Source organism: Herbiconiux dendrobii (assembly GCF_052048175.1).
In the GTDB taxonomy this organism is placed as follows: Bacteria; Actinomycetota; Actinomycetes; order Actinomycetales; family Microbacteriaceae; genus Herbiconiux.
Window position 1 is genome coordinate 988,858 of sequence record NZ_JBLZQV010000001.1, and the last position, 14,855, is coordinate 1,003,712.

General features: G+C 69.8%; 11 protein-coding genes and 2 pseudogenes. 5 read left to right on the plus strand and 8 right to left on the minus strand.

Annotated elements, in window-relative coordinates:
* Positions 1-170 precede the first annotated feature (170 nt).
* Positions 171-698: a hypothetical protein gene (locus ACN4JJ_RS04600; RefSeq protein ID WP_440708721.1), complete on the minus strand. Its 528-nt coding sequence runs from the start codon at positions 696-698 to the stop codon at positions 171-173.
* A 108-nt stretch (positions 699-806) separates the two neighbouring features.
* Positions 807-1,268, minus strand: a complete 462-nt coding sequence (locus tag ACN4JJ_RS04605) for a hypothetical protein (RefSeq protein WP_440708722.1) — start codon at positions 1,266-1,268, stop codon at positions 807-809.
* Positions 1,269-1,426: 158 nt separating this feature from the next.
* Here ACN4JJ_RS04605 and ACN4JJ_RS04610 point away from each other — a divergent pair, with 158 nt between their 5' ends.
* Together ACN4JJ_RS04610 and ACN4JJ_RS04615 are read left to right on the plus strand one after the other, a co-directional pair.
* Positions 1,427-2,446, plus strand: coding sequence for an NAD-dependent epimerase/dehydratase family protein (locus ACN4JJ_RS04610; protein ID WP_440708723.1), 1,020 nt, complete (start codon positions 1,427-1,429; stop codon positions 2,444-2,446).
* Positions 2,439-3,092: a CatA-like O-acetyltransferase gene (locus ACN4JJ_RS04615; protein ID WP_440708724.1), complete on the plus strand. Its 654-nt coding sequence runs from the start codon at positions 2,439-2,441 to the stop codon at positions 3,090-3,092. Before ACN4JJ_RS04610 ends, ACN4JJ_RS04615 begins: the two co-directional genes overlap by 8 nt.
* A gap of 390 nt (positions 3,093-3,482) precedes the next feature.
* Here the strand turns inward: ACN4JJ_RS04615 and ACN4JJ_RS04620 are convergent, their stop codons facing one another.
* The 5 genes from ACN4JJ_RS04620 to ACN4JJ_RS04640 form a co-directional block, all read right to left on the minus strand.
* Positions 3,483-4,118 (minus strand): GNAT family N-acetyltransferase, encoded by a 636-nt coding sequence (locus ACN4JJ_RS04620; RefSeq protein WP_440708725.1) that lies wholly within the window; start codon positions 4,116-4,118, stop codon positions 3,483-3,485.
* 7 nt (positions 4,119-4,125) lie between these two features.
* On the minus strand, positions 4,126-4,710 hold the full coding sequence (locus ACN4JJ_RS04625; protein ID WP_440708726.1) for a hypothetical protein: 585 nt from the start codon (positions 4,708-4,710) through the stop codon (positions 4,126-4,128).
* Positions 4,707-5,522, minus strand: coding sequence for a hypothetical protein (locus ACN4JJ_RS04630; protein WP_440708727.1), 816 nt, complete (start codon positions 5,520-5,522; stop codon positions 4,707-4,709). The genes ACN4JJ_RS04625 and ACN4JJ_RS04630 overlap by 4 nt, the downstream gene beginning before the upstream one ends.
* 130 nt (positions 5,523-5,652) lie before the next feature.
* The gene (locus ACN4JJ_RS04635; protein ID WP_440708728.1) at positions 5,653-6,297 is read right to left on the minus strand and encodes a hypothetical protein; all 645 of its coding nucleotides are present in this window, start codon (positions 6,295-6,297) and stop codon (positions 5,653-5,655) included.
* A gap of 38 nt (positions 6,298-6,335) precedes the next feature.
* Complete coding sequence (locus tag ACN4JJ_RS04640) at positions 6,336-6,986, minus strand: hypothetical protein (RefSeq protein WP_440708729.1); 651 nt, start codon at positions 6,984-6,986, stop codon at positions 6,336-6,338.
* Positions 6,987-7,302: 316 nt separating this feature from the next.
* Between ACN4JJ_RS04640 and ACN4JJ_RS04645 the strand changes: the two are divergent.
* From ACN4JJ_RS04645 to ACN4JJ_RS04655, 3 genes and pseudogenes are all read left to right on the plus strand, one after another.
* Positions 7,303-8,370 (plus strand): annotated as a pseudogene (locus ACN4JJ_RS04645) (purple acid phosphatase family protein); the annotation flags it as partial.
* A gap of 1,110 nt (positions 8,371-9,480) precedes the next feature.
* A pseudogene (locus ACN4JJ_RS04650) lies at positions 9,481-9,615 on the plus strand (LPXTG cell wall anchor domain-containing protein); the annotation flags it as partial.
* Positions 9,615-13,856, plus strand: coding sequence for a metallophosphoesterase (locus ACN4JJ_RS04655; RefSeq protein WP_440708730.1), 4,242 nt, complete (start codon positions 9,615-9,617; stop codon positions 13,854-13,856). The pseudogene ACN4JJ_RS04650 and the gene ACN4JJ_RS04655, both read left to right, overlap by 1 nt.
* 90 nt (positions 13,857-13,946) lie before the next feature.
* Here ACN4JJ_RS04655 and ACN4JJ_RS04660 read toward each other — a convergent pair whose 3' ends face one another.
* Positions 13,947-14,600: an FMN-dependent NADH-azoreductase gene (locus ACN4JJ_RS04660; RefSeq protein ID WP_440708731.1), complete on the minus strand. Its 654-nt coding sequence runs from the start codon at positions 14,598-14,600 to the stop codon at positions 13,947-13,949.
* Positions 14,601-14,855 lie beyond the last annotated feature (255 nt).

The following is a 14,855-nucleotide window of genomic DNA, read 5'->3' on the forward strand; positions in this document are numbered from 1 at the left end:
TGAGCCCAGGCGGCACCGAGCGCAACCGCACCGTGCGCGGTCGGCGAACCGGATGCCGTCGACGAGGGTCGACGGGTCCGCGCTCCGGCTCGACGTGGCGTGGACCGCAGCGAATCCGGCGCCGGCCGCCAACACCGGCCACACCGGCCGCTAGCCGCCTGCGTCCCGGGTTAGGACGTCGTCATCGGCCTGATCGACAGGTCGACACTGCCGAACGGGAACGGATAGACGAACGAATACGATCCCGTGGGAGTCCAGTCCCAGATCGGGATCAGACCGAACCAGATCTGCGAGATCACGATGCCGAGCGCGGCCAGGACCGCGATCGCGACCACGGATCGATCGATGATGCGCACCGCGTCCTTCTCGCTCTGCGCTCGATTCAGCACCCGCGTGAGCGCGAGGACGACGATCGCAGCGAACAGCACCAGCATCAGCGGGTTCGGTCCCAGTGTGAGGGAGAGGCACGACGGCGCTACAGCCGTGGGGTTCCCCGACGAATCGGTGAACCCGCCGGACGCATCCACCCCACCGGCGCAGATGCCCTTGCTGGCCACGGTCAGAGAGGAATAAGCCAGACCCGCCACGACCGCGGCGATCACCATCCTCCGAATTCGTGCGATCACGGCCGCGCCCGGGACGAACGCCGCCCGCGAGCGCCCCGCGGAGACGCGAACGCCCTCGAGTACCCCAGTCATGGTCCCTCCTCCTCACCCAGCCTTGATCCCAGCTCGACACCTGTCAACCGCCGTCGGAACCGCACGGTCTCGGCCGGCGGCGTGTCGCATCGTTCCCCGGAACGGGCATCATCGGCCGGAGATGAATCGCAGCACGTCTCCGGGGTGGATCTGACCCCAGTTGAGGATGTTGCGGCCCTCGAACTCTCCCGCGTCGTGGTAGATCTGCGTGGCCTCCGTGCCGAGCCGCAGCCCGATCTCGTCGCCGCGATCACCCTCGGCGACGACGTACTTCACGATCTGCCCGGCATCGTCGAGGACGACCTCACCGGTTGCGTGCTCGCGGACGCCGGTGTCCACGAGTGGAGGGTTGTCGGCGACGTCAGTCACGGCGGGCGACGGTTCCTCCTCAGCCACCGGGGTCGCTGCGACCGACGGCACGGCGTCATCGCTGGGAACATCGGCCACGCAGCCAGTCAGCGCACAGCCGAGGGTGACCGTTACGGACACGAGCACGGCGAGACATCTGGTCTTCGCGCGGGGCTCCTTGACATCAGAGTTCCCGGTCGTTGCCGCGTCGTTGTAGTACATCTGTCGAAATTAGCCCGCGACCCGTCGGGACTTCCACTCCCGAGCGAGAGGCGGTGCGGCCACCCGCCGCCGCGGCGTCCGCGATCCGTCATGTCCGGCGTTTGCGCTGGGAGCGAAGCCTTGTCGGCGAACGTGACGGGGCTTGGTTGACTGTCGGCATGCGACGCGTGCTGGTGCTGGGCGGAACGGGATGGCTGGGTCGGGAGATCTCGCGGAGGGCGGTCGAGGCCGGCTCGGAGGTGGTCTGCCTGGCGCGCGGGCGGTCGGGGCAGGTCGCCGAGGAGGCGCATCACATTCGCGCGGACCGCCTGTCGACGGGGGCATACGACGACCTGAAAACGCGCTGGGACGACGTGATCGAGCTCTCCTCCGAGCCGGTTCTGGTCGAGTCCGCGTTGAGTGCGCTCGCGGGGTACGCCTCGCACTGGACGCTGGTGTCGTCGGTCTCGGTGTACGCCTCGAACGACGAGCCCGGCGCCGACGAGTCCGCCCGGCTGGTGGAGCCCACAGACCTCTCCTCCTACGCCGATGCGAAGGTCGCGGCGGAGCGCAGCAGTGCCGCAGCGCTCGGAGACCGCCTCCTCATCGCCCGCCCGGGTCTCATCGTCGGCCCGGGCGATCCGAGCGACCGTTTCGGATACTGGCCGGCGCGGCTGAGCCGGACGGGCCCGGCTGTCGTCCCGACGCCCGATGGGCGCTTCGTGCAGGTCATCGACGTCGCCGACCTCTCGGCGTGGATCGAACGGGCGGGACGCACCGGCGTCACCGGCACGATCAACGCCGTCGGAGAGATCCACCCCATGCGGAACTTCTTCTCCGCTGCCGTCGAAGCGACCGGATACGGGGGAGATCTCGTGCCGCTCGACGACCGCTTCCTGCTCGCCCAGGGCGTGAACCACTGGGCCGGGCCGCGATCTCTGCCGCTCTGGCTCCCCGAGACGGACACTGCCTTCCTGCAGCGATCCGGGGCGTCCTTCCTCGCCACCGGCGGCACCCTCTCCTTCCTCGACGACACTCTCGCCCGGGTGCTGGCGGATGAGACGGCCCGGAACGCGCACCGCGAACGCCGGGCCGGCCTCACTCCGCCCGAAGAACGGGCCGTCCTGGAGGCCGACCGCGCGGACGGCGGCGCAGACGGCGACGCAACGCAGCGCCTCCTAGGCTTTCGGCATGACTGATCCTCGCCTCATCGACCTGGATGCGTGGCCCCGGAGAGAGCACTTCGACCACTACTTCACCGAGGTCGAGTGCACCTACGCGATCACGGTCGACATCGACGTCACGGAGACGGTCGCCGCTCTTCGCCGATCGGCATGGAAGACCTACGTCGCTCAGATCTGGGCGATCTCGTCGCTGGTCAATCGGCACGAGGAATTCCGCCTGACCCTCGTGGACGAGAGAAAGCCTGCGATCTGGGACGTCGTGCATCCTGCGTTCACCGTCTGCAACCCCGACCGCGAGACCTTCGCCAGTGTCTGGTCCCCGTTCCACGCCGATTTCCCGACGTTCCACGAGCAGGCGGCCGAGGTGGCGGCACGGAACCGCCAGGCCACGTCGTTCCAGCCGCAACCGGACATGCCCGCGAACGTGTTCGACATCTCCAGCATCCCCTGGGCGTCGTTCACCGGGTTCAGCCTCCAGCTCCGCCACGGGTGGAGGCATCTGCTGCCGATCTTCACGCTGGGGCGGTACCGCGACCATGACGGGCGCACCGTCATGCCGGTGGCCCTCCAAGTGCACCACGCGGCGGCGGACGGCTTCCACGCCGCGCGCCTCCTGAACGAGCTCCAAACACTCTTCTCCGAGCCGTCCTGGCTGCGTTGATCGAACACGCCGGAGAGTATGGCGTCGGATGGCAGACAGGCTGCCGAGCGTGCGCAGGATCGTCCCGGCAGGAACTTGGCGAGAATGATCTGACGGTCGGTGTTGCAGATGGTGCGTCCCGGGGCATGTACATATCGAGACCGAGATCCGGTCGGTCGAGGGGAACACGTCGAGCGACGAGAACGCCGGCTTCTCAGCCGCGTACACCGATAACTACGCCGACGTACTCATCGACCCCACGACCGGCCAGTTCATCGGAGAATGCCAGATCAGCCTCGACGCTACCAACGAGCTCCCCGCCGGCACCGCTCCCATCGATCCTGCAGACATCGCACTGCCGCCGACCCGCTCGCTGGACGTGACGTGGTCGCTCGAGGTCCCCGCAGCACGTCAGGTCGAGCGTGCGCCTCCTGAGGGAGGTCCTCCGGGCACGTAGGTGAGCCACTCCTCGTCGAGCTCGTAGCCGAGGGAGCGGTTGGCGGCGATGCTCGCCGGGTTGTCGAAGGAGCCGCCGGTGCGGAAGACCGTGTGGCCCTCGTCGGCCAGGGCGAGCACGCACGCCGCCTTCACGGCGGATCCGAGCCCGAGGCGGCGCCATCCTCGACGCACGACCGTGAAATCCGTCTCCGTGACGCCGGGGCCGGGGCCGGGGCCGGGGCTGGTGTCGGTGTCGGCGAACGTCATCGCCACCAGCAGGCCATCCGTGGTGAAGGCGCCCCAGCCGCGGTGGGTGGCCGTCGGCGTCGCGCCGGCCGTCGTCAGGGCGTCGTGGGCCGTCGCGATGTCGCCGGGGTAGTCGTCCGCCGTCGCGCGGTCCAGGGCCAGCACGGCCTCGACGTCGCTCGCGGTGACCTCCCTGACGCTGACGAGCGGATGCGCCCGGTTCACGAGGTGCCGCACCCGTTGGCGCCGCTCCTCGTCGAGCACCAGGCCCGCACCCCACGACCGGGCGATGACGACCCAGCCCTGCGCGTCCAGCTCGGATCGGCCCGGCGAGTCCGCCCGGACCACTCTGCGTTCCTGCACCGTCCTCCTACTGCGCCGCTGTGGCCACGACCGTGATCGACGGATCGACGTATCCCGCCTGCTCGAGGACTCCGACGAGCTCACTGCGATAGGCCTCCAGATCCCGGCCGTCGAACACCTCGACCGTGCCGGAGACGTACGCCGCCTGGACCTCGAACCTCTCCCCGACCCGAACTCCGGGGTCGGCGAGCACGTCCAGCCACAGCTGTACCGCGGAGAAGTACCGGTCCGAGCGGGCCGGATCGTAGCCGAGCCATTCCAGGCCCCCCGCCCCCGACCGGACGTCGTCGTGGCTCAGCACGAGTCGCACCGGCAGGGCGCCCAGCGGCGAGTCCCCGACGAGCGGCAGCGCCTCCTCGATGAAGCGGCGGGTGTCGGATGACGACAGGTCGCCGAGGCGGGCGTCGAGCGTGATCCCGTCAGAGCTCCCTCGCACCCGCAGCTCGGCCGGCTGCGGCTCGACGTCGCGCAGGGTCTCGGCCACGGCATCGCCGAAGGCCTGCGATCGATCGTCAGGCGTGTCGTATCGCGGCGTGCATCCGGAGAGCAGGAGCACGGCCACGACGGCGACCACCACCAGCCGCCGCCTCACGGGGTCGCTCCGAACAGCGTCGTGAGCGAACCGTCGTCGCCCCGGATGGCGTAGCTCACGCTCACCGAGGGCTGGAGCACTCCCGCGCCGCCGAGGATCCCCAGGATCTCCGCGGTCTGCTCGGCGGTGAGGCCGGTGGTGCCGGTGAGACGGAGCGCGGTCGTGTCGGGCTCGAACTGCGCACTGGCCTTCGGGATGTATTCCAGGTTCGTGACCTCCTCGAGCGCGGTGTCCCAGCCGGCGGGCAAGGCCGGATGGCCGGAGCGGTTCGTCACCAGCACGTCGCCGACGAGCGCTTCGGTCTGCAGTCCCGGGAACGACGTCAGGTCGTCACCCAGCGCAGTCACCATGGCGTCGAACGCCTGGCTCACCGTTGGTCCGGGCTCGCCCGGTTCGCCGGAATGCACGTTCAGCACCCCGTCGCCCGTGTCGTCGAACACGTTGTACCTGACCTCGGTGAAACCCTCGTCGAGCAGGCCTGCCCAGATGCGCACATCCCGCTCGAACCGGTCGGCATCCTCGTAGGACCGCGTGGTGAACTCGGTCGTCACGGAAGCGTCACCCGGATACACGGCGATGAGGTCGAGCTCTCTCGGGCGGTCGGAGCCGAGGCCGTCGAGGATCTCGCGGACGGCCAGTGCCGTCGTCACGATCTCGTCCTCGGATGCGGCCGGGTCGACCTGCACCAAGCGCTCGTACGGCGCGACGAGCACCCCGGGCACCTTCTCGATCTCCAGCATCGCGTCGTACCGGGCCTGGTCGTCCGCGTCGTCCGCCCCGGCGCAGCCGGCCAGCCCCAGCACGAGCGCCATGACGGACAGCCTCCCGACTCGTCGCATCCACCGATCCCTTCCCGCCCGGTTCGACCGGGACACCGACCTAACCTACGGGTGTGCAAGATCCGCCGCGATGGGGACCTCTCACCATCCACGGCGTGCCGCGTCACAGCAGGGCGCGAGGAGCGAGCCGCCGTTTCGCCCGGTGCCGCCGCACGGCGAGCAGGATCGCGAGCACGGGCAGGCCGAGGGTGAAGAGCCAGAACACGACGATCCCGGCCACCCAGACGGCCCGCGCCGACGTGAACTCGTCTTCGGCCTCGCGAACCGACTGCTCGGTGACCGGCCGGATGCTGCCGACGGGGCCGTGCTGCACGGCGCGCGGTCGATCGTCGAGCACGACCAGGAAGTCGAGTTCGGCCGGGTAGTCCGACGACGGCGGGAAGCCCCACTGCTCGTCGCCGCGGAACGTCACCTGGTCCTCGGCTCCGGTATCGGTATCGGCATCGGGACCGGGATCGGTTCCGGTGCCGGTCCCCGTGTCCGGGATCGTGACCTCGTACAGGCTGCTCGTCTTCGGCAGCCCGGACGTGGTCTCCACCTCCGAGAGCACTCCCGTGAGCACGACATTCCGCCCCACGGCGTCGCGTTCGAGGCCCAGGCGATCGGCCGCCGCATCCTTCGCGAAGCCGAGAACGCCGAGCATCGCGATGCAGGGCACGAGGAGCAGCCCGAAGACGAGCCAGATCGGCCACGACGGGAACGGCAACCTCCGCAGGCGCGCGTCCGGAAAGGGCGGCGGGGCGGTCATGAGAGCGTCCGATCAGGGTCCATCAGTCGACCAGCCCATCAGTCCATCAGGTCGAGGGCCGCCACGCCGGCGCCCAGCGCCCACTCGTTCGTCAGCGCGGCCAGCTGCGGCACGTCCTGGAGCGCCACCCCGCCGGAGGTGAGCACGACGACGACACCGTCCCGCACGACCTGCACCCCGGTCACGTCCAGTTGCTCGGCGGGGTCGTATCCACCGCCGACTTTGAGTGCCCAGGCTCCGGCGGCGGCCACCCGGCCGTCCTCGACGTTCCAGCCCAGGGGCTCCATGCTCTCCTCGGTGTACTCGGGGTCGCGCGAGATCCCGAGCGAGAGCCCGCCGTACTCCTCCAGGTCGATGCTCGAATCGGCCGTCTCCTTCGTGTGCCAGGCGCAGCCGAGGGCGGGGCCGTCGGAACCGGTCGCCACGCCGTTCTCACTGTCGGCGAGCTCGACGAGACCCGCCACCTCCGGGCCGAGCGCCGCCTTGACCTCGTCGCAGGTCGGGAATCCGCCGGCGTCGGCCGTGGCGGAGGGCGCACCGGTGACAGGGGCGGCCGAGGCCGGCGGCGGGCCGGCGGGCGCGTCGTCCGTGGGATCGTCGCCCGAACCGCTGCATCCGCTCAGCAGAGCCCCCGTCAGGGCCAGGGGGATCAGCACGGACAGGGTTCGAAGCGTTCGGCGGGTGGTCATGGGACGGATCTCTCCTCTGCATCGTCGGGGTCTCCTACGCTATCGAAGCGCAGACGGACGTCAGAACTATACGCGTATAGCAGGTCGATGGCACCGCTGCCAACCCGGGAGGGGCATCCCCGTGTGAAGAGTGGATGACCGAATACGGGCTCTCGTAGCGCGTTGCCGAGCACCGGATGAACGCGCCGTGAAACCTCCCACCGACCCCCGGATGCGCCCCCGCCCCTTCGTTAGCGTGATCGGCGTCGTGCGCGAACCAAGCGTGCGCGGCATCCGTCGGCAACCCGTGCCGTCTCACCGAAGGACGTCCCATCACATGAAGAGCGAGAAGCTCACGCGCGCCCTGACGCGCCTCACACCCCGCACCGCGCTGGTCGCCGGTGGCCTCGCGGCCGTCGTGGCCCTCGGCACGCTCGGCGGCGGCATCGCCTACGCCGCTGGCGGACTCAACCCGCCACCCGTCAACCCCGCGCTCGTGCACGTGGCCTCGGCCGTGCCCGACCGCGTCATCCTGACCCCCACGGAGACCCCGGCGGCCACACAGAACGTGTCGTGGCGCACCTCGGTCGACGTCACCACCCCGCAGGTGCAGCTGGCCTCGATGACGAAGGGCCCGGTCACCGCCTCGACGACCGTCGCGGCCACCTCCACGACGGAGTTCGCCACCGACCTCGGCTACACGATCAAGTACCACACGGCCACGATGACGGGCCTGGCCGAGAACACCGCCTACCTCTACCGCGTGGGCGACGGCGAGACCTGGAGCGAGTGGCTCGAGTTCGAGACCGCCGCGGCCACCGCCGAGCCGTTCTCGTTCATCGTGCAGGGCGACGCCCAGAACGACGTCAAGAGCTACGCCTCGCGCGCCTTCCGGGCGGCCTACGAGGCCCGCCCCTACGCCAAGGCCGTCGTGCACCTCGGCGACCTGATCGACACCGACGTCGCGGATGCCGAGTGGGGCGAGTGGTTCGGCGCCGCCGGCTTCGAGAACTCCTACCTCAACGTGATCGCCGCCCCCGGCAACCACGAGTACTACCCTGGCCCCGAGCTCAGCCGGTACTGGGGCGCGCAGTTCGAGTACCCGCGCAACGGTCCGGCCGGCACGCCGGAGGTGAAGCAGACCTTCGACGAGAACGTCTACTACGTCGACCTGCAGGGCGTGCGCTTCATCACGCTGAACGCCAACATGGGCTCCGGCGCGCTGCTGGCCGAGCAGACCGCCTGGCTCGACCAGGTGCTGGCGCAGAACCCGAACAAATGGACCGTCATCGCCTTCCACCAGCCGATCTTCTCGGTGACCTCGGGCCGCGACAACGCGAGCATCCGCGAGGCCTGGCTGCCGCTGTTCGAGAAGTACGACGTCGACCTGGTGCTGCAGGGCCACGACCACGCCTACGGGCGCGGCAACCTGTTCGCGAACGAGCAGAACCTGCCGGCCGGGGCGGATGCCGCCACCAGCCAGACCGGACCGGTCTACCTCGTCACCGTGGCGGGCCCCAAGATGTACGTGCCCGACCCGCTCGAGTCGAACAACTGGATCACCAACGGCGCGAACCTGCGCAGCATGAACCGCGACACGCAGATGTACCAGACCGTCGACGTCGTGGGCGACCAGCTGCACCTCGAGAGCCACACGGTCACCGGCGAGCTCTTCGACGCCTTCACCATCACCAAGACGGATGGCACGAAGCTCGTCACCGACGAGACCGTGGCCTGGGCCTCGGGACCGGGATCCACCCGCTCCGACATCGACGCCCCCGAGCGCCCGACGCCCGTCGTGCCCGGCGAGGGCACTTCCACGCCCGAGCCGACCCCGACCCCGGAGCCGACCTCGACTCCGACCCCGACCCCGACCCCGGAGCCGACCGTCGAGCCGACGCCGGAGCCCACCGTCGAGCCCACGCCGGAGCCGACCGTCGAGCCCACGCCGGAGCCGACCGTCGAACCCACGCCCGAGCCCACGGCCACCCCGACCCCCGAGCCGACGGTCGAGCCCACGCCCGAGCCGACCGTGGAGCCCACGCCCGAGCCGACCGTGGAGCCCACCCCCGAGCCGACCGCGAGCCCCGAGCCCACGACCAGCCCCGAGCCCACCGCGACCCCGGAGCCGACCGCCACCCCCGAGCCCACCGCCACGGCGAGCCCCACGGCGCCGCCCACCGCGAGCCCGCAGCCCACCGAGAACCCCACCCAGCCGAAGCCGGCGGCGAACCCCTCGCCGATCGAGCTCTCCGCCACGGGAATCGCGGCCGGCGACTCGCTCAGCATGAAGGGCAGCGGCTTCTGGCCGAACGAAGATCTCGAGGTCACGCTGCACTCCGACCCGATCGAGCTCGGCTACCCCACCGCGGATGCGAACGGCGCCTACTTCTTCACCGCCCACATCCCGGCCGGGGTCGCTCCCGGTGAGCACCACATCGTGGTGCGCGGTCTCGAGTCGGGTGCCGAGGCATACGTCGCAATCACCGTACTGAAGCCCGGATCGGCCGCGACCGGCGTGAAGAACCTCGCCGAGACGGGCGTCAACGGCGTCGGGGTCGGGATCGCCCTCGGCGGCGCCGCCCTGCTCGCCGGCCTCGCCGTGTTGTTCGTGCTCTACCGCCGCGGTCGCCGTGAGGGCGGCGTCGCATGAGCCGCCGCCCCGCATCCGGAACCGGCCGCGACGACCGCCGCCCCGCATCCGGAACCACCCCAACCTCCCCGACCACAGCATCGAAAGGTCGTCAGACCATGACGAACACGTCCAAGCGGGGCCGCAGCGCGCGGATGCTCGCAGGCTTCGCGATCGCGGCCGTCGCCGCCTCGCTGCTCACGCCGGTGCTGGGGGTGAGCAGCGCCCAGGCCGCCACGGTGACCCCGCTCGTGCAGCACGGGCCGTCGGTGATCCCGGATCGCATCGTGCTCACCCCGAACGGCGACCTCGCCACCTCGCAGTCGGTCACCTGGCGCACCAGCAAGGGTGTCTCGACCGCCAAGGCCGAGTATCGCGTCGCCACGGCCACGCCGTACCCGACCGGGATCATGACGGTGGATGCCGCGAAGAACACCGATCTCTCCACGGCGAATTACGACGAGACCTTCCACACGGTGCAGTTCACCGGCCTCGAGCCCGACACGCAGTACCAGTACCGCGTGGGCGACGGCACGAACTTCAGCGAGTGGCAGCATTTCACCACGGCCGCAGCGACCGCCGACCCGTTCTCGTTCATCTACCTCGGCGACGTGCAGAACGGCATCAAGAGCGACGCGAGCCGGGTCATCCGCAACGCGTTCCGCGACCGCCCCGACGCCAGCATCGTGCTGCAGGCGGGCGACCTGATCGATGCCGCCAACGACGACAGCCAGTGGGGCGAGGTGTTCGACGCGGCCGGCTACCAGTTCGGCACGCAGAACTTCCTCGCGGCGGCGGGCAACCACGAGTACGAGGGCGAAGAGCTCTCGACGCAGTGGCAGGCCCAGTTCGACTACCCCGAGAACGGCCCGACCGGCGCCGAGGGCATCGAGGCGCTGCTCAAGGGCACGGTCTACTACAACGACTACCAGGGCGTGCGTTTCATCTCGCTGAACAGCAACATCACGGATGCGGCGGCGCTCGCCGTGCAGACCGAGTGGCTGAAGCAGACCCTCGAGACGAATCCCAACAAGTGGACGGTCGTGTACTTCCACCACCCGGTGTTCTCGCTCGACGAGGGGCGCAACAACCGCGCCATCCGTGAGGCCTGGCTGCCGCTGTTCGAGGCGAACAACGTCGACCTCGTGCTGCAGGGCCACGACCACAACTACGGCCGCGGCAACACGCTCGCCGCCGAGGAGGGCAACCCCAGCACCTGGAACTCCGAGCTGAACTACGACGGGCCCGTGTACGCGGTGTCGGTGGTGGGTTCGAAGATGTACTCGGGTGCGGGTCCCCGCATCTGGAACGAGAACGGAGGCCACCTCAAGAAGCTCGAGGGCGAGGTCGAGCTCTACCAGCTGATCGACGTCGCGGGCGACACGCTCCGCTACGAGTCGCGCACCGCCGACGGCGAGTACTTCGACGGTCTCACGATCGTGAAGAACGATGCCGGCAAGGCCGTGACCGACGACGAGGCGCCCCAGGTGATCGACCCGAGCGACCCCGGCACCCCGTGCCTGGGCTGCGTGCCGAACCCCGATCCGACCGACCCCACCGATCCGGAGACCCCGGTCGGCACGGTCGACTACCAGGTCGTCTCGCAGCTGGACTCGGTGAACAAGTCGAATGCCTCGCTGCCCGCCGGATCCGCGTACTCCGAGTCGAAGGACCTGCTGTACCTGGGCGACCAGAACGGCCGGAACATCTTCGAGATGAATCCCGACACCGATGAGGTGCGGCGCACCATCACGCTGCCCGAGAACATCCGGGACCTCGGGATCGACGACGAGAAGCAGCTGCTCTACGTGGGTCAGCAGAACCGCAACTGGGTGGTCGTCTCGATCGCCGACGACACCTTCGGCCAGGTCGTGCGCGGCCCGTACTCGTTCATCGAGTCGAACCGCTCGATCGACGTCGACCCGGTGAACGACCTGGTGTACGGCGCCGTGCCCTCCCGCGGCATCGAGGTGCTGCGGGCCTCCACGGGCGAGTCGCTCGGCGTGATCGACGGAACGGCCGGCGCGTACTACGTGGCCGCCGATCCGTCGAAGGGGTACGTCACCGCCGCCTACTTCGAGGAGGTTCCGGATGCCGTGCAGGTCGCGGCCTTCGACGCGAAGAACGGCTTCGGCCAGGTCTGGGACAAGGTCACCCGCGTGAACGCCCGTCAGGTGGACATCGACTCCACCAACGGTCTCGTCTACGTCGGCTACACCGGTACCGCGGCGGGATCGGGCGGCTTCACCGTGCTCGACCTCGCCACGGGCGAGCAGCTCGGCGACTTCGCCGATCCCTCCTACGGCAAGGACGGCTACGGCATCTCGGTCGACGAGGAGCATCAGCGGGTGTTCGTCTCCAACCGCGACTTCCGCCTGAACCCGCCCGGGTCGGAGCTGGATGCGGTGGCCGTCACGGTCTCGCAGCGCGTGCTCGAGGCGGGCTTCGACTACGACGTGGCCGGATCCATCGACGTGGTGAACAAGTCGAACGCCTCGCTGCCGGCCGGATCCGCGTTCTCGCAGGCGAAGGACGTGCTCTACCTCGGCGACCAGAACGGGCGCTCGATCTTCGAGCTGAACCCCGACACCAACCAGATCCTGCGCACGATCACGATGCCCGAGAACATCCGGGACCTCGGGATCGACGACGAGAAGCAGCTGCTCTACGTCGGCCAGCAGAACACCAACTGGCGGGTCGTCTCCATCGCCGACGCGAACTTCGGCGAGACGGTGGCAGGGCCGTTCCCGTTCATCGCCTCGAACCGATCGATCGACGTCGACCCCGAGCGCGGGCTCGTCTACGGCGCCATCCCCTCGCGGGGTGTGGAGGTTCTGGATGCCGCGTCGGGCGCCTCGCTCGGCGTGATCGGCGGAACGGGCGACGCGTACTACGTGGCGGCCGACCCGGCGAACGGGCTCGTCACCACGGCGTACTTCCGCGACGCGGCCGACTCCGTGCAGATCGCGGCATTCGACGCCGACGACGGATTCGGCCAGGTCTGGGAGCAGGTCGGCCGGGTCAACGCCCGTCAGCTCGACGTCGACTCGACCAACGGTCTGGTCTACGTGGGCTACACCGGACAGGTCGCCGGTACCGGCGGCTTCTCGGTGCACGACGTGAAGACGGGTGAGCTGCTCGCCGACATCGCCGATCCCGCGTACGGCAAGGACGGCTACGGCATCTCGGTCGACGAGGAGCGTCAGCGGGTGTTCGTGTCCAACCGCGACTTCCGGCTGAACCCGCCCGGCTCGGAGCTCGCTCCGGTGGCCGTGACGATCAGCCGGCGTGCGGGCGTGGGTGGGCCGGTGGATCCGACCGACCCGACGGATCCGACCGATCCCACGGATCCGACCGATCCCACGGATCCCACGGATCCGACCGATCCCACCGATCCGGAGCCGCCGATGGGCCTGGCGTACGCGGCGAGCGAGCTGACGGCGATCCCGTCGGCTGCCTCGAACGCCGACCTCGACGTGAAGCCGGTCGGCTCCGTGGTCGACCCGGCCACCGGTCACCTCTTCGTCGGCAACGAGCAGCGCCCCGCGCGGGTGCTCGAGATCGATCCGGTGACGGATGCCGTGGTGGCCACGCATGCCATCGCCGGCGCCGAGGGCGAGGGTGTGCGCGATGTCGCCCTCGACTCGGCCAAGGGCGAGCTCTACGTGGCGTACGGCGCCTCGTGGGTCGTGCTCGACGTGGCCACCGACGCGATCACGCGCGGGCCGTTCGCCTTCACGGCGAACGTGCGCGGGATGGACGTCGACCTCGCCACCGGGCGGGTGTTCGGCGCCAACCGGGGCACGGGCTTCCAGGTGATGGATGCGCAGACCGGGGCGATGATCCAGGTCGTCGAGACGCCGGGTGAGGGCTGGGCGACGCACGGCATCGCGTTCGATGCGGCGGCGAACCGTCTCTACACCACCAACAACGGCTCCGGGACCGAGGGCGTGCGGGTGTACGACGGCACGTCGTTCGATCTGCTGCAGTCGCTCGCGGTGACGGATCCGGACTACCGTTCGGTGGCCGTCGACTCGAAGGCGGGGCGCCTCTACATCGGGCACTCCTCCGACGCCTTCGAGGCCAGTGGCATCCGCATCCTGAATGCCGCCGACCTCACCGAGATCGCGAACTACCCGGGCACCGCCTACGGCAACAAGGTCTACGGCGTCTCGGTCGACGAGGCCCTCGGCAAGGTCTACGTCTCGGCCCGCGACCGCTTCCCCACGGGCCTGATCGCCCTCCAGCGAGCCCAGTAGCCGCGGGTCACCCCCCCCACGGGCATCGACCCGTCACTCAGTCCCGCTCTGACGAGCGAATACCGGGACGAAGTGACGGGTCGATGACTGTCAAGGGGTGGGGGTGCCGAGGGAACTGCCGAGCGAGGAGGCCCGGGCGTGGGCGGCGGCGAGCTCGTCGCGGCTGCGGGGGATCTGGTCGGCGAGGGCTGCGACGTCCTCGGCCAGGGTGAGGTTGGTCTCGATGACCGTGAGGTCCATGCCGAGGGCGGTGCCCAGGATGAGGCGGAGCGCGGGGATCTCGTGGTCCCAGCCCTCGGTGGGGGAACCGGCGTCGTAGGAGGCGCCGCGGCTCGTGACGATCACGGCCGGGCGTCCGGCCATCGGCTGCGTGTCGCCGTCGAACGGGGCGGTGACGGCGGGCACGTGGATGTTGTCGATCCAGGCCTTGAGGCTGGAGGGCAGCGAGTAGTTGTAGAGCGGCGCGCCGATCAGCAGCACGTCGGCGGCGAGCAGTTCGGCGATCAGCGAGGCCTGCAGAGCCTCCGCTGCGGCGGGAGGGGCAGCATCCGCGGGCCGTAGCCGGGGCGGCCAGTGCAGTGAGGCGTCGGCCAGGTGCGGCAGCGGATCGCGGTGCAGATCCCGGTGCGTCACGGTGTTGCCCGCCTGGGCGGCCAGCCACGCCTCGCTGAACGAGTGCCCGATCGCGCGCGACCGTGACCGCCGCAGGTCGGCCGAACAGTCCAGATGAAGAAGATTCGCCATCCCCACACGCTACGCGCCCCACCCCCGCGCACCTCCACCCGCCGCGCCCACCCGCCCCGTCCCGTCCGGCCCCCCTCTAGCCGCACCCGCCCGCCCACCGTCCCGCGACATGACACAAGTTGTGGCAAGTCGGCGCGAAAACCGGCGACTTCTGTCATCTCGCCGAGCGCCTCCTCACCGTCCCGCGACATGACACAAGTGGTGGCAAGTCGGCGCGAAAACCGGCCACTTCTGCCAGGTCGCCGAGCGCCTCCT